The 18,696-nt window shown below is 65.5% G+C and carries 19 protein-coding genes and 1 tRNA gene; 8 read left to right on the forward strand and 12 right to left on the reverse strand.

What is annotated here, in order from left to right; translation table 11 throughout:
- Positions 1-35: 35 nt before the first annotated feature.
- The 3 genes from L0963_RS13890 to L0963_RS13900 are packed head-to-tail and all read right to left on the reverse strand — an operon-like array spanning position 36 to position 3,501.
- The gene (locus L0963_RS13890; protein WP_234180121.1) at positions 36-1,064 is read right to left on the reverse strand and encodes a copper resistance protein B; all 1,029 of its coding nucleotides are present in this window, start codon (positions 1,062-1,064) and stop codon (positions 36-38) included.
- Positions 1,061-2,764 carry a copper resistance system multicopper oxidase gene (locus L0963_RS13895; protein ID WP_234180123.1) on the reverse strand — a complete coding sequence of 568 codons (1,704 nt, stop codon included), beginning with the start codon at positions 2,762-2,764 and terminating at the stop codon, positions 1,061-1,063. Before L0963_RS13895 ends, L0963_RS13890 begins: the two co-directional genes overlap by 4 nt.
- The gene (locus tag L0963_RS13900; protein WP_234180125.1) at positions 2,761-3,501 is read right to left on the reverse strand and encodes a glutaredoxin family protein; all 741 of its coding nucleotides are present in this window, start codon (positions 3,499-3,501) and stop codon (positions 2,761-2,763) included. The genes L0963_RS13895 and L0963_RS13900 overlap by 4 nt, the downstream gene beginning before the upstream one ends.
- A 41-nt stretch (positions 3,502-3,542) precedes the next feature.
- On the opposite strand from L0963_RS13900, the gene L0963_RS13905 reads away from it, so the two are divergent.
- A complete protein-coding gene (locus L0963_RS13905; protein WP_003044661.1) occupies positions 3,543-3,944 on the forward strand; it encodes a MerR family DNA-binding protein in 402 nt (133 codons plus the stop codon).
- 118 nt (positions 3,945-4,062) lie between these two features.
- Here the strand turns inward: L0963_RS13905 and ychF are convergent, their stop codons facing one another.
- From ychF to L0963_RS13950, 9 genes are all read right to left on the reverse strand, one after another.
- Positions 4,063-5,160: a redox-regulated ATPase YchF gene (gene ychF, locus L0963_RS13910; RefSeq protein ID WP_003044658.1), complete on the reverse strand. Its 1,098-nt coding sequence runs from the start codon at positions 5,158-5,160 to the stop codon at positions 4,063-4,065.
- Positions 5,161-5,172: 12 nt separating this feature from the next.
- Positions 5,173-5,583: a GNAT family acetyltransferase gene (locus L0963_RS13915; protein WP_234180128.1), complete on the reverse strand. Its 411-nt coding sequence runs from the start codon at positions 5,581-5,583 to the stop codon at positions 5,173-5,175.
- A complete protein-coding gene (gene pth, locus L0963_RS13920) occupies positions 5,580-6,149 on the reverse strand; it encodes an aminoacyl-tRNA hydrolase (RefSeq protein ID WP_234180129.1) in 570 nt (189 codons plus the stop codon). The genes L0963_RS13915 and pth overlap by 4 nt, the downstream gene beginning before the upstream one ends.
- A gap of 66 nt (positions 6,150-6,215) precedes the next feature.
- Positions 6,216-6,845, reverse strand: a complete 630-nt coding sequence (locus L0963_RS13925) for a 50S ribosomal protein L25/general stress protein Ctc (protein ID WP_003044652.1) — start codon at positions 6,843-6,845, stop codon at positions 6,216-6,218.
- 171 nt (positions 6,846-7,016) lie between these two features.
- Positions 7,017-7,859 carry a TraB/GumN family protein gene (locus L0963_RS13930; protein WP_234180131.1) on the reverse strand — a complete coding sequence of 281 codons (843 nt, stop codon included), beginning with the start codon at positions 7,857-7,859 and terminating at the stop codon, positions 7,017-7,019.
- A gap of 56 nt (positions 7,860-7,915) precedes the next feature.
- Positions 7,916-8,851, reverse strand: coding sequence for a TraB/GumN family protein (locus L0963_RS13935; protein WP_234180133.1), 936 nt, complete (start codon positions 8,849-8,851; stop codon positions 7,916-7,918).
- 50 nt (positions 8,852-8,901) lie between these two features.
- Positions 8,902-9,519, reverse strand: a complete 618-nt coding sequence (locus L0963_RS13940) for a hypothetical protein (protein WP_234180135.1) — start codon at positions 9,517-9,519, stop codon at positions 8,902-8,904.
- Positions 9,519-9,725: a helix-turn-helix transcriptional regulator gene (locus tag L0963_RS13945; protein ID WP_062766601.1), complete on the reverse strand. Its 207-nt coding sequence runs from the start codon at positions 9,723-9,725 to the stop codon at positions 9,519-9,521. Before L0963_RS13945 ends, L0963_RS13940 begins: the two co-directional genes overlap by 1 nt.
- Positions 9,726-9,926: 201 nt before the next feature.
- Complete coding sequence (locus tag L0963_RS13950) at positions 9,927-10,259, reverse strand: UrcA family protein (protein WP_234180137.1); 333 nt, start codon at positions 10,257-10,259, stop codon at positions 9,927-9,929.
- 272 nt (positions 10,260-10,531) lie between these two features.
- Between L0963_RS13950 and L0963_RS13955 the strand changes: the two genes are divergently transcribed.
- From L0963_RS13955 to L0963_RS13985, 7 genes are all read left to right on the forward strand, one after another.
- On the forward strand, positions 10,532-11,413 hold the full coding sequence (locus L0963_RS13955; protein ID WP_234180357.1) for a glycine--tRNA ligase subunit alpha: 882 nt from the start codon (positions 10,532-10,534) through the stop codon (positions 11,411-11,413).
- The gene (gene glyS, locus L0963_RS13960; protein WP_234180139.1) at positions 11,410-13,584 is read left to right on the forward strand and encodes a glycine--tRNA ligase subunit beta; all 2,175 of its coding nucleotides are present in this window, start codon (positions 11,410-11,412) and stop codon (positions 13,582-13,584) included. Before L0963_RS13955 ends, glyS begins: the two co-directional genes overlap by 4 nt.
- Before the next feature lie 112 nt (positions 13,585-13,696).
- Complete coding sequence (gene ppdK, locus L0963_RS13965; RefSeq protein ID WP_234180141.1) at positions 13,697-16,357, forward strand: pyruvate, phosphate dikinase; 2,661 nt, start codon at positions 13,697-13,699, stop codon at positions 16,355-16,357.
- Between the two features lie 4 nt (positions 16,358-16,361).
- Complete coding sequence (locus L0963_RS13970) at positions 16,362-16,937, forward strand: DUF1214 domain-containing protein (RefSeq protein WP_234180143.1); 576 nt, start codon at positions 16,362-16,364, stop codon at positions 16,935-16,937.
- Position 16,938: 1 nt separating this feature from the next.
- Positions 16,939-17,466 (forward strand): DUF1254 domain-containing protein, encoded by a 528-nt coding sequence (locus L0963_RS13975; RefSeq protein WP_234180145.1) that lies wholly within the window; start codon positions 16,939-16,941, stop codon positions 17,464-17,466.
- A 44-nt stretch (positions 17,467-17,510) separates the two neighbouring features.
- Positions 17,511-17,587 (forward strand) — tRNA-Arg (locus L0963_RS13980).
- 127 nt (positions 17,588-17,714) lie between these two features.
- The gene (locus L0963_RS13985; RefSeq protein WP_234180147.1) at positions 17,715-18,686 is read left to right on the forward strand and encodes a glucokinase; all 972 of its coding nucleotides are present in this window, start codon (positions 17,715-17,717) and stop codon (positions 18,684-18,686) included.
- Positions 18,687-18,696: the final 10 nt, after the last annotated feature.

Below are 18,696 nucleotides of genomic sequence, written 5' to 3' on the forward strand. Positions count from 1 at the left end.
AGTCATGCGTCACATCAATGATCTTGGCGGCGGGGTCAGAACCAGAAGCGGATCCCGGCAACGACGCTGGACCGCGACGGGTCGTTGCCGACGGCGCGCGCCAACTGCGCAGAGCGGCCGATCTTGCCTTCCCAGACATAGCCCAGATAGGGCGCGAATTCGCGGGCAATCTCATAGCGCAGGCGCAGGCCCAGTTCGGCACTCGACAGCCCGGCGCCAATGCCCTGTTCGCGCACGTCCTGAAGCGCGAAGTTCATCTCCGCCGTCGGCTGCAGGATCAGGCGCTGGGTGATGCGCTGGTCGTAGCTGCCTTCGATGCGGGTGGTGACATCGCCCTTGTCCGACAGGAACAGCGCCGCTTCGACGTCGAACCAATAGGGGGCGAGTCCTTCGACGCCGACAACCGCGTAAGTGGGCGAGGGGCCGGGGCCGACATCCTGACGCAGCCCGGTCTGGAAATCGAAATAGGGGCCGATGGCGCGGCTCCACAATAGCTGCCCCTCGCCGCGGTCGAACGCGCCGCCGAAGGCGCCTTCGCCCTCGCTTTTGATGACGAGCTTGTCGATGTCCCCCCCGAAGCGGGCTTCGCCGTCCCAGCTATAGGTGGTTTCGCCGGAGCCGACGCGGACTTCGGCTTGATCGAGCATGACCTTGGAAATGCTGCCGCCGCCATGCTCGGCGTAGAGCCGGGCGCGGACCGGTGCCATCGCGTCGGCGCCGAAGATCGCATCGGCGGCATCGACGCGCGGCGCGGGCGGCGGCGGCGCGTTGTCGACGGGCGGCGAGGGGGGTGGGGCTGTCGTGGGCTCGTCTGGCATGCAGTGCCCCATCGCGGCGTGTTCGGGCGGGCAGGCGGGGGACGGGGGCGGCGCAGGGATTGTGCAATGGCCCATCGCCGCATGCTCGGGCGAGCAAGGCGGCGATGGGGGCGGCGGCGGAGGTTCCGCCTTCGGCATCGTGCAATGGCCCATGGCGGCATGTTCGGCGGTACAGCCGGGCGCGGGGGCGGGATGCGCCATCGCGTCGGGTTGCGCGGCCAGCAGGAGAAGGGCGATCGGAATCATGCCACATCCTCCGCCGCGCGCACCGTCACGACCTGCATCATCCCGGCGTGCATGTGATAGAGGAGGTGACAGTGAAAGGCCCAGTCGCCCGGCGCATCGGCGGTCAGGTCGAAGGTTACCTTGCCGCCTGGCTGGACATTCACCGTATGCTTGCGCGGGGCATGTTCGCCCTTGCCCGTGACCAGTTCGAAGAAATGACCGTGCAGATGGATGGGGTGCGTCATCATCGTGTCATTGACCAGCGTCACGCGCACGCGCTCGCCCAGCGTGAAGGGAATGGGGGCGGTGACCTCGTTCATCTTCACCCCGTCGAACGCCCACATATAGCGTTCCATATTGCCGGTCAGATGGATCTGCATCTGACGCGACGGCACGCGGGTATCGGGGTTACGATCAAGCGCGACGAGATCGCGATAGGTCAGCGCGTCCGCGACATCCTCCAGCCCCTGTCCGGGCTCGCCGGTGCGATCGACCGGCATCGGCGAGATCGACTGGACGGTGGGCGTGTCCTTGACGGTCGGCGCGCTTTTCATGTCGCGCATGCTGTGCCGCATCGGTTCGCCCGGCGCGGTCATCCCATGCCCCATCGCGCCATGATCCATACCCATATCGCCCATACCCATATCGCGCATCGTCGCGAGCGGGCGGGCGCGCAGCGGCGGAACCGGCGCGGTCATGCCGGGGCGCGGCGCGAGCGTTGCGCGCGCCATACCCGATCGGTCGCTGTTCTCGGCGATGATGCTGTAGGCGCGGTCTCCCGGCTCGACGATCACGTCATAGGTTTCGGCGACCCCGATCTGAAATTCGCCCACTTTCACGGGACGGACGTTCAGGCCGTCGGCTTGCACCACGGTCATCGCAAGATCGGGCACGCGGATGTTGAAGGTCGTCATCGCCGATGCGTTGATGACCCGCAGCCGGACGCGTTCGCCCGCAGCGAACAACCCGGTCCAATTGTCGGCGGGGCCGTGGCCGTTGACGAGATAGGTATAGGCCGCCGCGGTCACGTCGCTGATGTCGGTCGGGTCCATCCGCATCGCGCCCCAGGCGACACGGTCGTTCAGCGGCTGGTCGCGGCCCGCGATCAACCCCGCAAGCGTCTGCTTGTTGTGGTTGAAATAGCCGCCCATCTGCTTGAGCTTTTTGAAGATCGCGTGCGGGTGCAGCGCGCTGTGGTCGGACAGGACGATCACATGCTCGCGGTCATAGGCGACGGGATCTGGCTCGGCGGGGTCGATGACGATCGGGCCGTAATGGCCCATCTGTTCCTGCAGCCCCGAATGGCTGTGATACCAATAGGTCCCCGACTGCCGCACCGGAAATTCATAAGTAAACGTCGCGCCCGGCGCGATCCCGGGAAAGCTGATGCCCGGCACGCCGTCCATATGAAAGGGCAGGATCAGCCCATGCCAGTGGATCGAACTATCCTCGTCGGGCAGGGCGTTGGTGACGTGCAGCCGCGCCGTGGTGCCTTCCTTCAGCCGCACCAGCGGGCCCGGGATCGTCCCGTTTATGCCGATCGCATGGCTGGTCTTGCCGTCGGCGGTCAGCATCCGGTGTGCGATGGTCAGGCGGATATCGGCGCCGCCGACCGTCGGCAGCCCCGACGCGATCGGTTGCGCCCAGGCTGGCAGCCACGGGACAAGCGCCGCCGCTCCGCCTGCCGCCAGCAGCGAGCGCCGGTCGATCGCGCCGCTCATGCGATGGCTCCGCGCAGCATCCAGAGCGCCATCGCGATCATCATCAGATTTTCGGTCAGCGACACGAAGCCCAGCGGAACCTTGCTGCTGCCGCCGACGCAGGCGCATTTGATGTCGCGGCGGTCGATATAGACCGCCTTGAAGACCGACACTGCGCCGATGATGGCGATGAACAGCGCGACCGGGATCGACAGCCAGGGGATGGCGTGCGCGGTCATCAGAACCCCGGCCAGCCCCTCGGCAAAGGGGTAGACATACGAATAGGGAACCCAGCGCCGCGCGAGCAGGTCATAATTGAGGAACATCGTCGAGAAGCTCTCGACGTCCTGCAGCTTGAGCAGCGCCAGAACGATCATGCTGAACGAAATGAACCATTCGGCGGCGCGCAGGGTGAAGGGGCTGCCGTAGGCGGCGAAGCTCGCGGCGAGCGCCATCAGCGCGGTCATCGCGAACAGTGCGATCACGGGCGTATAGCTCGTCGCTCCCGGATCGCGGACGGCAAGGCCGAAATGGCGGCGCAGATCGTCATAGCCGCCGATCCGGCGGCCATCGATAAAGGTCTGCGGCGTCGTCTTGACGCCATGTTCGGCCTTGAACGCGTCGGTTTGCGCGCGCGTCTCCAGCCAATGATCGTCGACGGTGAAGCCCTTTCGTTCGAGGAGATGCTTCGCTTTCAGGCCATAGGGACAGATATGCTGTGGCATGACCATGCGGTAGAGGGTTGCTGTCTGTGTCATGCCGCCTGTATAACCTCCGTACCATGGTACGGAGTCAAGCGATGCAGCTTTCGATCGGAAAACTGGCGGAAGCGGGCGGCGTCGGGGTCGAAACGGTCCGTTATTATCAGCGCCGCGGGTTGATGACGACGCCCGCGCGCAGTGGCGGCGAGGGGTGGGGCGCCGGCATCCGTCGCTATGATGCCGACGATGTCCGCCGGCTGAAATTCATCCGGTCGGCACAAGGGTCGGGCTTCACGCTCGAGGAAATCGCCGAGCTGCTGGAGCTTGAACAGAGCGACGATCGTGCGCGGGTCCGCAGCCTCGCCCGCCAGCGCATCGCCGCGCTCGACGCCAAGATTGCCCAGATGAGTGAAACCCGCGCCGCGCTCGCGCGGTTGGCGGACCAGTGCGCCGCGACCGACAAGGGTCCTTGCCCGATACTGGCGGCTTTCGAGCCCTGACGTCATCGCGCGGAGCGCAGCGACGACGCAATCGCCCGCTGTCGTCCGTACGCAGGGTCGATGGCTGGAGATTGCCTCGCTTAGCCCGCAATGACGAAGTTTCAGGGCGCAGCGCGGCCTAGCTGTGCAGGAAGTGCATGACGTCACCGTCGTGCACGACATAGGCCTTGCCTTCGGCGCGCAGCTTGCCGGCTTCGCGCGCCTTGGCTTCACCGCCCAGCGCGACATAATCGTCATAGGCGATGGTTTCGGCGCGAATGAAGCCCTTCTGGAAATCGCTGTGGATTTCGCCCGCCGCCTCCGGCGCGGTCGCGCCGGTATGGACGGTCCAGGCGCGCGCTTCCTTCGGGCCGACGGTGAAGAAGGTCAGCAGGTGGAGCAGCTCATATCCCGCGCGGATCACGCGCGCGAGGCCCGTTTCGTGCAGCCCCATTTCCTCGAGGAACATCATGCGTTCTTCGCCGTCCATGCCGACGAGTTCGCTTTCGATCGCTGCCGAGACGATCACCGCCTGAGCGCCCTCGGCCTTGGCGCGCGCGAAAACGGCTTCGCTGTGCGCGTTGCCGGTCGCGGCATTCGCTTCTTCGACATTGCAGACATAGAGGACGGGCTTGCTGGTCAGCAGCTGCGCCTGCCGGAGGATGCGCTCTTCATCGGCATCCTTCGGATCGGTCAGACGCGCGGGCTTGCCGTCGCGCAGCAGATCGAGCGCCTGGCCGAGCACCGATGCTGCGGCCTTGGCTTCCTTGTCGCCCTGCGCGGCCTTTTTCGCGAAAGCGGGAACACGCTTTTCCAGGCTTTCGAGGTCGGAAAGCAGCAGTTCGGTCTCGACCGTCTCGGCGTCGGCGACCGGGTCGACCTTGTTCTCGACATGCTGGATGTCGTCATCCTCGAAACAGCGCAGGACGTGGATGATCGCGTCGACTTCGCGGATGTTGCCGAGGAACTGGTTGCCGAGTCCTTCGCCCTTCGACGCGCCGCGCACGAGGCCGGCGATATCGACGAAGGCGAGCTGCGTCGGGATGATCTTCTGACTGCCCGCGATCGCCGCGAGCTTGTCGAGCCGCGCGTCGGGCACCGCGACATTGCCGATATTCGGTTCGATCGTGCAGAAGGGATAATTCGCCGCCTGCGCCGCCTGCGTCTCGGTCAGCGCGTTGAACAGCGTCGACTTGCCGACGTTCGGCAGCCCGACGATCCCGCATTTGAAACCCATTTTCCTACCCTTTTAATCAAGCCGGCGGGCAAAGACCCGCACCGGCTGCAAATCCCAGTCGAGGCGCTCATAGAGCCCCGCGGCGGGATTTCCATCCCGAACCATCAATTCCACCTTCGGACAGCCCCGCGCCCGCAGCCAGTCGCAGCCGGCATCGAGCAGACCGCGCGCGATCCCGCTGCCGCGCCGGTCGGGCTGGACGCCCAGATAATAGACCCAGCCGCGGTGGCCGTCGAAGCCGACCATGATCGTGCCGACGATCGCGCGTCCGGCTTCGGCGAGCAGGATCGTCGCGGCGTCGTGGCCGAGCGCGCGATCGAAGTCGGCGTCCGGGTCGTTCCAGGGCCGGGTGAGGTCGCAGCTTTGCCACAGGGCGACCGCGGCGTCGCGATCGGCCGGCGTCGCGGCGCGGATCAGCGTCATGGTTGCAGCCGCAGCGCCAGATCGTTCTGGAACCGCACGTCGTCGCCCTCGGCAAGCCAGCTCGCTTCGGCGGCGATCGCGCCAAGCAGGTCGGTCAGCGGTTCGATCTCGGTCTTGTGGTAATTGCCGAGGACATGGCCCGTCACGCGGTCCTTGTGCCCCGGATGACCGATGCCGATGCGGACGCGGCGGAAATCGTCGCCGATATGCTGGATCATGCTGCGGATGCCGTTATGTCCGGCCGCGCCGCCGCCCTGTTTGACCTTCACCTTCATCGGCGCAAGGTCGAGTTCGTCGTAGAAGGCGGTCACGTCCTGCGGCGCGAGCTTGTAGAAATCCATCGCGGCGCGCACGCTGCGACCGCTTTCGTTCATGAAGGTGCCGGGCTTGAGCAGCAGAATGCGGGTTCGGCCGATGCGGCCGTCCTGCAGCCAGCCCTGAAATTTCTTGGCGGGCGGCGCGAATTGATGAATGTCGGCGATTACGTCGATCGCCATGAAGCCGACATTATGCCGGTTCATCGCATATTGAGGCCCGGGATTGCCGAGGCCGACCCAGAGCTGCATTGCGGTGCCTTTCCCGGGTCCGATGGAAACGCCCCTCCCGCCGGGGAGGGGCGCATCCGGTAAGCGTTAGGCTTCGCCTTCGGCGGCTTCGCCTTCGTCCTTCGTCGTGTCGCCGTCGCTCGACTTGAGCGCCGACGGAGCGACGATGGTCGCAATCGTGAAGTCGCGATCGCTGATCGCGCTCTCGACACCCTTGGGCAGAGCGACGTTGCTGATGTGGATCGAATCGCCGACGTCGAAGCCGGTGACGTCGATGCTGATTTCGTCGGGGATCTTGTCCGCTTCGCAGACGAGTTCCAGCTCGTGACGAACGATGTTCAGCACGCCGCCGCGCTTCAGGCCGGGCGAGGCTTCTTCGTTGGCGAACACCACCGGCACTTCGACATGGACCTTGGCGTCCTTCGAGATGCGCAGGAAGTCCGCATGGATCGGGCGATCCTTGACGGGATGAAAGGCGACGTCCTTGGGCAAGGTGCGGACGGTCTTGCCGCCCACTTCGATCATCACGACCGAGTTCATGAAGTGACCCGTCATCAGCTGCTTCATCAGCAGCTTTTCTTCGACGTGGATCATCAGGGGTTCTTCGTTGCCGCCATAGACGACGGCGGGGACGCGGCCATTGCGACGCAGGTCACGCGAGGCTCCCTTGCCTGCACGTTCGCGCGTCTCGGCCGTCAGCGTCAGCTGATCGCTCATATCATTTCTCCGAGAAACAGTTGCACATATCCGTCACGCCTCCAGGGATGACCATGGCGGAAGCGGGGGCGCATAGCCGGGAACCGGCGGAAAGGCAAGCGCGATGCGGGAAAAGGGGATCGGGTCGGCGAAAAGGCGAATGTCGGTATCGCATCCCGTCTTGCCGCCCGGCTATTGCATCCTCACCACCCGGTATCCGGCCGCTTCCAGATCGGCGGGAACGCCGTCAGCGCCCACCAGATGTCCCGCACCGACCGCGATCAGCACCGTGCCGGGTTTCGCCATGCGCTGCTCCACCCACTTGGTCCAGCGCCGGTTGCGATCGGTGATGATCGCGGCGCGCGCGGCCGGGACCGCGTCGACGTCCTCGTTCACCACCTTTTCGAGTGCGGCGACGTCGCCGCGCGCCCAGGCGGCGTTCATCGCCTTCACGTCGGCGACGCCGCTTGCCGAATTGGCGAGCGCGCGCGTCAGCAGGCGGCGCTGCGTTGCGGCGTCGAGCGTTTCGAACAGCGTCAACTGCCCCCGCGCCGTCTCCAGCCCGCCGATCGGCTTTCCGGCGTCGGAAAAGCGCTGCGTCAGCCGGGCTTCGACGCCATTTTCGGGCGACAAATCGGCCTGCTGCGCGACACGCTGGCCCATCAGCACCAGGATTGCCCAGTCGTCGAGCGCATCGCCGCCGAAACCGCTGCCCGCGCCTTCTATCTTGCGATAGGCGGCAAGCGCCGCCGGATCGAGCCGGCGCTCCATCGCCAGCGGCGTGCTGCGCGGTGCGAGTTCGCGGAACACCGCGCCTGCAGCCGCGAGTTGATCGGGCGCCAGTTCGAGGACCAATTCGTCGGCCGCCGCAATCGCCGCGCCGACCTTCCCGCCGTCCCAGCGCGTGCCGGCGGGAAGCGCGTGCATCGAGCCGAGCAGGAAGATGCGCGTGTCGGCGTCTTCGACCAGCCACATCGCCGGATGCGCTTCGGTAACTGGCGTCGCAGCTTTGCAGGCGAGCAGCAGCAACGGCAAAAGGGCCGCCGCGGCGCGGCGACCCCAGGACCGAAAGGCAAGGGCGCCCCGCTGCCTCACTGGATGCGCGTCACCTTCAACCCGCGCTCCTTGAGATAATCCTGCACGCTCTTTGCTCCCGCCAGATGGCCCGCGCCGACTGCGACGAAAACCGTGCCCGGCTGCGCCATGCGCGCCTCGATCTGTTCGGCCCAGCGCGCGTTGCGAGCCCACAGCAACGTCTTGGCGACGTCGGGCGTTTCGGCAAGCCCCTCGTTCATCGTTTCGGCGAGCGCAGCCGGATCGCCGGCCCCCCATTGCCCGACCATCGTGTCGAGCTGCGGCCCCAGCTTGTCGAGATCGTTGACCATGACGTTGAGGAAGGCGATCTGGCTGGACATGGGCAGGGCATCGAAAAAGCCGAGCTGTTCGCTGAGCGTTTCGAACCCGGAGATCGGCTTGGCGGCCGCCTTTGCCGCATTGCTCAACTGCTTTTCGGCGCCCTCTTCGGGGTTGTAGCCCATTTTGGTCAGCGGCAGCACCGACAGCGTGATCCCCGCAAACCACGGCTTGAAGCCGTCGAAGCTGGCGGGCGGCAGGCCCAGGCTGGTCATCGCCGCCTGATAGGCCGCAAGCGCTTCCGGATCGAGCCGCGACGAAAGCGCCGTTCCGCTCTGGTCCAATGCCAGCGCCATGGTTTCCTTCGCCACCTCATTCTGATCTTCGGGCAGCACGAGTTCGAGTTTGAGTTCGTCCGATTTGTCGAACGCGTCTTTCACGGCGCCGTCGAACCAGCTCAATCCGGGCTTCAGCACATGCACGGTGCCGAACAGATAGACGGTGGTGTCGTCGTCCTTCACTGCCCACAGCGCGGGTTTGATCGCGGTCGTCGTTGCCGCGGCGGGCGCGGTGGCATCCTGCGCCGCGGCGCTATTGTGTCCCGGCACGACCGCGCATTGGGCGAGGGGAATGATCGCGCAGCTGAGCGCCAGTTTGCGGAAGAAGGAGGTCATCGGGCCTGCTTTCGTTTCAAAAAGGGGAGGGGCAAGAGGTTCGCTGATAATCAGCGATATTTGAACCAGAGATAGACGATCAGGTTGACGGCGAGCGTCAGGACAAAGAGCGCCATGGCATCGACCGGCGGCGCGAGGCTCGCTCGGGCGGCGACCCACCACACGGGGCAGGCGATCACAAAGGCATGGAAGCCGGCGACGCTTCCCAGATAATAGGCGTGGCGTTCATGATCGTCGACTGCGCGGAAATAGAATAGGCTGGCGACGCTCATCCCGACAACCCAGATCGCCGAGACGATGATCGCGGTTGCAGGGGTCAAGGGCGCATTGCTCGCCAGATCGCCCGACCCCTGCGCAACCTGGAGCGTCAGCGCAACCCCCGCGCCAAGGCTCATCGACGCGACCATCGTCACCCAATAGAGGCGCTTGCGCGGCGACCAGCCGGCCCAGGCTTCGCGGTTCAGGCGGATATAGAGCGCCATGCCGGCCAGTGCGAGGACGAGCGCCGCCACCGGGCCCGCCCATGTCGGCAACGGCTGGCCGCCGGTTTCGGCCAGGCCGTCGCTATAACCGGCGAAAGCGCCAGCAACGGCTCCGGCTATCATGATGATGGCAACCGGCCACAGATAACCGGGACCGGCGCGGCGTTCCTTCGGCATGTTCGTCATCATTCCTGTCCTGCAAAGCCGTCGTCGAAAATGTCTTCGATCGGCATTTCGAATAGTCGGGCCAGCTTGAAAGCGAGCGGTAAAGACGGGTCGTATTTCCCTGTCTCGATTGCATTTACTGCCTGCCGCGACACGTCGAGCCGGTCGGCCAGTTCGGCTTGGCTCCAATTGCGCATTGCGCGGAGGACTTTCAGTTTGTTGTTCATCGGCGCCTCGCCAATAGGATCCCTTCGGGCCTGCATATAGTCACAATCGCTATCCTTTTGTCAGCCGATCGAAACGCGATGCTTGGCCGCCGGGATTTTCGGGATCAAGAGGCTGGAGCGCCGCCGCGTCGGCCGCGCTCCAGCTCAAGTCGCCTGCCGACACCGGGGAGCATCGACGCGGACGAAGCCCGAAGGAGGGGATCAGCGGCCGGGCTTGATCATCAGCAGCGCCAGCTGGGTACCGCCGTCGGCGCGGGCAATGGCGCGTTCAATCTGCGGCTTTGCGGCGGCGAGGGCAGTCGCCATGCAGGCATTTTCCGAATTGCGCGCGGCAAGACCGCGAGCCGAGGTAGCGCAAATCTGGCGGGCAGCGCTGTGAACGCGCGATTCCAGCCGCTCGCGCCCCTTGGCGCTCGTCAGCTTGAGGTCGTGGATGCGGACGGTGGCGGTGGGCGCTTCATCGGCGGTCGCGGCGAGCGCGGGCGTGCCGACCAGAGCGAGCGAGAGGGCGAGGATGATGGTGCGAGCGATCATAATGGGTCTCCTTGGATCATGTCCTGGTCACGTCAACCTGTCTTTATGTCAGGTATGCATGACTATATGTCGCGATTCGCTGACCATGTCAACAAAACATGACAAAAAGTTTTGTGACCGTGACAGGGCGCGCGATTTGATCGTCGACCAAATGGTACCGAGCCTTGACCCTGCGCGCCCGCTGCGCCAAGGGCGGCGGCGATTGTTGCACCTGCGAAAGATGTGGACTCGTGGCCGATACGGCAGAAAAGAAACCACTCAGCTTTCAGGACATGATCCTGACGCTTCACGATTATTGGAGCGCGCGGGGCTGTGCGATCCTGCAGCCTTATGACATGCGGGTGGGCGCGGGGACGTTTCACCCGGCGACGACGCTGCGCAGTCTGGGGCCGGAGCCGTGGAATGTCGCCTATGTCCAGCCGAGCCGCCGGCCTACCGATGGCCGCTATGGCGAGAACCCGAACCGCCTTCAGCATTATTATCAATATCAGGTGATCCTGAAACCGTCGCCCGCCGACCTGCAGGAGCAATATCTCGGCAGCCTTGCGGCGATCGGCATCGATCCGCTGCTCCACGACATCCGTTTCGTCGAGGATGACTGGGAATCGCCGACGCTTGGCGCATGGGGGCTGGGCTGGGAAGTCTGGTGCGACGGGATGGAAGTCACCCAGTTCACCTATTTTCAGCAGATGGGCGGCTTCGACTGTAAACCGGTTGCGGGCGAGCTGACCTACGGGCTCGAACGCCTCGCCATGTATATCCAGAATGTCGACAATGTGTACGACCTGCGCTTCTCCGACCCCGTCGGCGACGTGCCGGGTTTGAGCTATGGCGACGTCTTCCTCGAAAACGAGCGCCAATTCTCGAAATGGAATTTCGAGGTTGCCGATACCGATACGCTGTTCGCGGGCTTCAAGGCGGCCGAAGACGAATGCAAGCGTGCGATCGCGGCGAATGTTCCGCTCGCCGCCTATGATCAGGCGATCGAGGCGAGCCATTTGTTCAACCTCTTGCAAGCGCGCGGCGTGATCAGCGTGCAGGAACGCGCCAACTATATGGCGCGCGTCCGCGATCTTGCGAAGGGAAGCTGCAAGGCGTGGATCGATAGTCAGTCGGAACGCTGGACCGAAAAATATCCGGGGTGGACGCTGTGACCGATTTTCTTCTCGAACTGCGCAGCGAGGAAATCCCGGCGCGGATGCAGGCGGGTGCGCGCGCCGAGCTGGAAAAGCTGTTCCGCGCGCAGATGGCGGCAGCGGGCATCGATGTCGGCGATCTGACCATCTGGTCGACCCCGCGCCGCCTTGCGCTGATCGCCAGGGGGCTTCCGCAAGCGACCGCTGCGGTCAGCGAGGAGCTCAAGGGCCCGCGCAGCAGCGCGCCGCCGCAGGCGCTCGAAGGCTTTTTGCGCAAGACCGGGCTGACGCAGGATCAGCTCGAAGACCGCGACGGCGTGTGGTTCGCCGTCATCGACAAGCCCGGCCGTGCGACGACCGAAGTGCTCGCCGAGGCGATCCCCGCGATCGTTCGCGGCTTTGCCTGGCCCAAGTCGATGCGCTGGGGGAAGGAAAGCGCGAGCAGCGAAAGCCTGCGCTGGGTCCGCCCGCTGTCTGGGATCGTCGCGATCTTCGGCGACGAGCTTGTGCCGTGCGAGATAGGCGGGATCGCCAGCGGTTTCGTGACGCGCGGCCACCGCTTTCATTGCCCCGGCGAAATCACCATCGGCTCGGCGGCGGATTATGCCGAAAAGCTGCGCGCGTGCCACGTCATCGTCGACCATGAGGAGCGGCAGGCGATCGTTCGCGAAGGTGCTGCGAAAGCCGCGGCCGACGCCGGGCTGAGCCTTGTCGAGGACGAGGCGCTGGTGATCGAGAATGCCGGCCTCACCGAATGGCCGGTGCCGCTGCTCGGCCGCTTCGACGAAGCGTTCCTGGAGGTGCCGCCCGAGGTCATTCAGCTGACCGCGCGCGTGAACCAGAAATATTTCGTCGTGAACGGCGCCGACGGCAAGCTTGCCAACGGCTTCGTCTGCACCGCGAATATCGACGCCAAGGACGGCGGCGCGGAGATCGTTGCGGGCAATCGTAAGGTACTGGCGGCGCGGCTTTCGGACGCGCGCTTCTTCTGGGAACAGGACCAGAAAAAGACGCTCGCGCAGCACGCCGAGAAGCTGGCGAACATCACCTTCCACGAAAAGCTCGGCACGGTTGCCGACAAGGTAGAACGCGTCGCGAAGCTGGCGCGCTGGCTGGTCGAGGAAGGAATCGTCGCCCCCGCGAAGGCGGGAGCCGCTGTAGGTAATGCGCCAAACGCAACGGCCCCCGCCTCCGCGGGGGCGACGGGGGAGTTGGCCGACCAGGCTGAACTTGCCGCGCGGCTGGCGAAGGCCGACCTCGTCACCGAAATGGTCGGCGAATTCCCCGAATTGCAGGGCCTGATGGGCGGCTATTACGCCCGCGCCCAAGGCCTGCCCGACGCGGTCGCCGACGCAATTCGCGATCATTACAAGCCGGTCGGGCAGGGTGACGACGTGCCGACCGCGCCGGTGACGGTGGCTGTGGCGCTGGCAGACAAGCTGGATACGATTTCTGCCTTCTTTGCGATCAGCGAAAAACCCACCGGATCAAAGGATCCTTTTGCCCTTCGCCGCTCGGCACTCGGTACTATCTCGCTAATCTTAGCGAACGGAATCCGGGTGCGACTGAGCCACCTAGTTGGGCAGGGCGCAGTGGGCTTGTCGGCAATCGCTGCCGTAAAGCAGCTGCTTGATGCTGCGGGCGAGTATAATGGCAAGCCAATCGATGCCCGGGAGGCCGGTGTTGGCGTTATTGATTTCTTCGCCGACCGCCTCAAGGTCCAGCAACGCGAAGCCGGCGTCCGCCACGACCTGATCGACGCGGTGTTCGCGCTTGGCGGCGAGGACGATCTCGTCCGCCTGCTCGCTCGCGTGAAAGCGCTCCAAGCCTTCATGGCGACCGAAGACGGCAGCAACCTGCTCGCGGGTTACAAGCGTGCGGCGAATATCCTGAAGCAGGCGGGCGAGGTGAGGGGTACCGCCGCCACGACGCCGCCGACCGAAGCCGACGCGGCATTGCTCGCCGCGCTCGACGTGGCCGAGCCCGCGGCGTCCGCTGCGGTCGCTGACGAACGCTTTACCGACGCTATGGCGGCGCTCGCCAGCCTGCGCGCGCCGATCGACGCCTTTTTCGACGGCGTGATGATCAACGATCCCGATGAAGCGGTGCGCTCCTATCGGCTCGGCCTGCTCGCGCGATTTACCGGCGCGGTGCATGGCGTTGCCGATTTCTCGAAGATCGAGGGCTGACGCGCCAGCTATCCGCCAGAGCTTATAACGAACGAAGTAAAACTGAATCGACCAACCGCGATTGCATACCTATCCAGCCGCGACCTCCTCCCCGGGGCAGCAGGAGTAAGACATGACGAAGATGGTGCATTTGTTCGGCGGCGCGGCCACGACGGCCGAGCGTTCGAAGGAATTGCTGGGCGGCAAGGGATCGAATCTTGCCGAAATGGCGTCGATCGGCCTGCCGGTCCCGCCGGGCTTTACGATCACCACCGACGTCTGCACCGCCTATTACGCCAATGGCGAAGCGTTTCCCGACGGGCTGACCGCCGACGTCGAAAGCGGCATCGCGCATATCGAGGGGATCACCGGCAAGCGTTTCGGCGACGCGGCGAACCCGCTGCTCGTTTCGGTCCGGTCGGGCGCGCGCGTGTCGATGCCGGGGATGATGGACACCGTCCTCAACCTCGGGCTCAACGATGCGACCGTCGCGGGGCTTTCCGAAGCCTCGGGCGACCCGCGTTTCGCGTGGGACAGCTATCGCCGCTTCATCCAGATGTACGCCGACGTCGTCATGGGCCTGGACCATGCCGAGTTCGAGGAAGCGCTGGAAATCGCCAAGGAAGACAAGGGCTTTTTCCTCGACACGGAGATGTCGGCTGAAGACTGGCAGGCGCTGGTCAAGGAATATCAGGCGATCGTCGAGCGCGAGACCGGCGCACCCTTTCCGCAGGAACCGAAGGACCAGCTGTGGGGCGCGATCGGCGCCGTCTTTGCGAGCTGGGAAAGCGACCGGGCGAAAGTCTATCGCCGCCTGAACAGCATTCCCGGCGAATGGGGCACCGCGGTCAATGTGCAGGCAATGGTGTTCGGCAATATGGGCGACACCTCGGCGACCGGTGTGGCGTTCACGCGCGACCCCGCGACGGGCGAGCGCGCCTGGTACGGCGAATGGCTGATCAACGCGCAGGGAGAGGACGTCGTCGCCGGCATCCGCACCCCGCAGTATCTGACGAAAATCGCGCGCGAAAAGGCGGGGGCCAAGCCGCTGTCGATGGAAGAGGCGATGCCCGAAACCTTCGGGGAACTGGGCCGCGTCTTCGACACGCTCGAAACCCATTACCGCGACATGCAGGATATCGAATTCACCGTCGAACGCGGAACGCTGTGGATGCTGCAGACGCGCAGCGGCAAGCGCACGGCCAAGGCGGCGCTGCGCATCGCGGTCGAAATGGCGGCCGAAGGGCTGATTTCCGAAGAGGAAGCGGTCGGCCGTGTCGATCCTGGCGCGCTCGACCAACTGCTCCACCCGACGCTCGATCCCAAGGCGCCGCGCGACGTTCTGACCAAGGGGCTGCCCGCCAGCCCCGGCGCCGCGTCGGGCAAGATCATGTTCGACGCCGACAGCGCCGAAAAGGCCGCTGGCATGGGCGAGGCGGTGATCCTCGTCCGCGTCGAGACGTCGCCTGAGGATATCCACGGCATGCACGCCGCCAAGGGCATCCTGACCGCGCGCGGCGGGATGACGAGCCACGCGGCGGTGGTTGCGCGCGGCATGGGGCGCCCCTGCGTCTCGGGCGCCGGCGGGCTGGCGATCGACGGCAATGCGCGCGTGCTGCGCGTCGCGGGGCGCGAGCTTCGCGAAGGCGATGTCATCACGCTCGACGGGTCGACCGGCGAAGTGATGGCGGGCGAGGTTCCGACGCTCCAGCCCGAGCTGGTCGGCGATTTCGGCACGCTGATGGGCTGGGCCGACAAGGTGCGCCGCATGAAGGTGCGCACCAACGCCGAAACCCCCGCCGACGCGCAGGTCGCGCGCGATTTCGGTGCCGAGGGTATCGGACTTTGCCGCACCGAGCATATGTTCTTCGACGCCGCGCGGATCACCGCGGTGCGCGAGATGATCCTGGCCGACAGCGAGGACGGCCGCCGCGCCGCGCTCGCCAAGCTGCTGCCCGAACAGCGCGGCGACTTTGCCGCAATCTTCGGCGTGATGGCGGGGCTGCCGGTCACGATCCGGCTGCTCGACCCGCCGCTGCACGAATTCCTGCCGACGCGCGAGGAGGATTTTGCCGATGTCGCCGCCGCGGCAGAGGTGGGGGTCGAGGCGCTGAAGGCGCGGGCGAACGAACTCCATGAATTCAATCCGATGCTCGGCCACCGCGGTTGCCGCCTTGGCGTCACTTACCCCGAAATCTACGAGATGCAGGCGCGCGCGATCTTCGAGGCGGCGTGCGACGTCGCCGCCGAAACCGGCGCGGCGCCGATCCCCGAGGTGATGATCCCGCTGGTCGCGACGCGCCGCGAATTCGATCTGATGAAGGCGGTCGTTGACGCGCAGGCAAAGGCGGTGTTCGCCGAAAAGGGGCGCGAGATCGCCTATCTTGTCGGCACGATGATCGAGCTGCCGCGCGCCGCGCTGATGGCGGGCGAAATCGCGGAAACGGCCGAATTCTTCAGCTTCGGCACCAATGACCTGACCCAGACGACGATCGGTATCAGCCGCGACGACGCCAGCCGCTTCCTGACGCAATATGTCGACAAGGGCATCTTCCTGACCGATCCGTTCGTCAGCCTTGACGTCGAAGGCGTCGGACAGCTGATCGAGATCGCCGCCAAGCGCGGCCGTGGTGCCCGCGCGGGGATCAAGATGGGCATTTGCGGCGAGCATGGCGGTGATGCACCGAGCATCCACTTCTGCGAACAGACCAGGCTCGACTATGTCAGCGCCTCGCCCTACCGTGTGCCCATCGCACGTCTGGCAGCGGCACAGGCGGCGCTGAAGAGGGGATAACGCCATGAAGAGCTGGCACCGCTATGCGATCACCCTGGTGGGCGGGATAGCGGTGGGGCTTGGCGGCGCCTGGGGTCTGACCCGTGGCGGGCTCGGCGATGGCGCGATCCGCAACGGCCCGTGGACGACCTCGCTCGGCTATGGGACGAAGGCGACCGATCCGCTGACGCGCGCGATGGTCGCGCGGTCGGGGCTGCTCGCGCTGCCGGCAAAGGAGACGCTCTACTGGATGGCGCGCACCGACGCCTCGGGCGCGCGGCTTGACGGCAATTGCCGCTACCGTCTGTCGGGAAAGCCGCTCGATGCGCGCTGGTGGAGCGTGACCGTTTATGATGCCAAAGGCTATCTGGTCGCCAATCCCGCGAATATCTGGTCGGTCAATGGCGCCAGTGTCCCGCTCGACGACAAGGGCGAATGGCACGTCACCATAGCGCCCGACCGGTCCGCCGATGGCGCTTGGCTTCCCGGGATCAAGGGGCAGCCGTTCGACCTGACGCTGCGCATGTACAACCCGGGCGCGGACTTCCGCGCCGCGCCATCGGCGGCCGCGCTGCCCGCGATCGTCAAGGAGGGGTGCTGACATGCGCCGCTGGATCGGACCGCTCGCTTTTGGCCTGATCGCCGCGCTCGCGGTCGGCTATGCGGCCATCGCCGCCATCCCCTATGGCATGATGAAGATCGCGATGGACCGGCTTGGCCGCGGCGGCATCAACCAGATGTCGCAGGGACCGCTCGCGACGCCCGCGCGCCAGCCTGTCGTGCGGCCGAGCCCCGATCTTGCCTATTCCAGCTGTCCGTTCGACCTTGCGGCGGGGCCGCTCGAGATTATGGTCGTGCCGGTCCCTGGGCGCTATTCTTCGCTCAGCATCTTCGATGCCGCGACCGACGTCGCCTACGTGCGCAATGACGTCGAAGCGGGCGGAAAACCCTATCGAATCATCGTCGCGCGCGACGGGCAGGCGGTGCCGCCGGGCGCCGAGGTGGTGCGCGTCGGCCACGATCGCGGGATTGCGCTGATTCGCCTGCTGCTGAAGGATCCTGCGGAAATCGGTTCGCTCGACGCAATTCGCCGTCAATCGACCTGCCGAACCGTCACAAAGTCGAAATAGGGGGTTGCACGCCCCGCCGACTGCTCCTAAAGGCACCGCTCCACGCACCCGTAGCTCAGCTGGATAGAGCATCAGACTACGAATCTGAGGGTCGGACGTTCGAATCGTTCCGGGTGCGCCATTTCCCTTCGGCATCGAAATTCAGGCTTCGCGGGCGCGACCGTGCATAGCTATGCCCTGTTGCATCGCTGCCGGGCCTGCGACATTCCGGACGCGATCCGGCCATGATGGACCGGCAAGGGAGAGTCATGAGCGAAGCCATCGTCACGGTCGATATCGGCGGCACGCACGCACGTTTCGCGATCGCCGAGGTGGCGGCCGGCCGCGTTGTCTCGCTCGGGCCCGAGACGACGCTGCATACAAAAGACCACGCCAGCTTTCAGACCGCCTGGCAGGATTTCGAGCGGCAGCAGGGCGGTGCGCTCCCGCGCGCCGTCGCCATTGCGATCGCGGGGCCGACGCGCGGCGAGATCATTCGCTTCACCAACAATCCCTGGATCATTCGCCCGGCGCTGATCGGCGAGAAGCTGAATGTCGACCGCTATACGCTGGTCAATGATTTCGAGGCGGTCGGCCATGCGGTCGCGCAGGCCGATGCGGGGTATTTCGAGCGGCTGACAGGTCCTGACGAGCCGCTTCCCGCAATGGGAACGGTCAGCGTTATCGGCCCCGGGACCGGGCTTGGCGTTGCGCATGTATGGCGCGACGGGACCGACTATCGCGTCCAGGCGACCGAAGGCGGACATGTCGATTTCGCGCCGCTCGACAGCATCGAGGACGCCATCCTCGCGCGGCTGCGCAAACGCCATCGCCGCGTGTCGGTAGAGCGTATCGTATCCGGTCCTGGCATCGTCGATATTTATGAAACGCTGGCGGCGATCGAAGGGCGACCGATTGCGCCGCTCGACGACAGGACGATATGGGGCCGGGCGATAGGCGGCGAGGATGCGCTGGCGGCTGCGGCCGCGGATCGCTTCTGCCTCTCGCTCGGCAGCGTTGCAGGCGACCTTGCGCTTGCGCAGGGCGCCAGCGGCGTCGTGATCGCGGGGGGGCTTGGCTTGCGTATCCGCGACCAGCTCGTCCGGTCGGGTTTCCCCGAACGCTTCGTCGCCAAGGGGCGGTTCGAGAATTTCATGGCGGCGATCCCGGTCAAATTGATCACCCACCCGCAGCCCGGCCTTTTCGGTGCCGCCGCAGCATTCGCGCGCCAGCATCGCTGAAAAAATCCGC

It is taken from the genome of Sphingopyxis sp. NFH-91 (genome assembly GCF_021401285.1).
GTDB lineage: Bacteria > Pseudomonadota > Alphaproteobacteria > Sphingomonadales > Sphingomonadaceae > Sphingopyxis > Sphingopyxis terrae_A.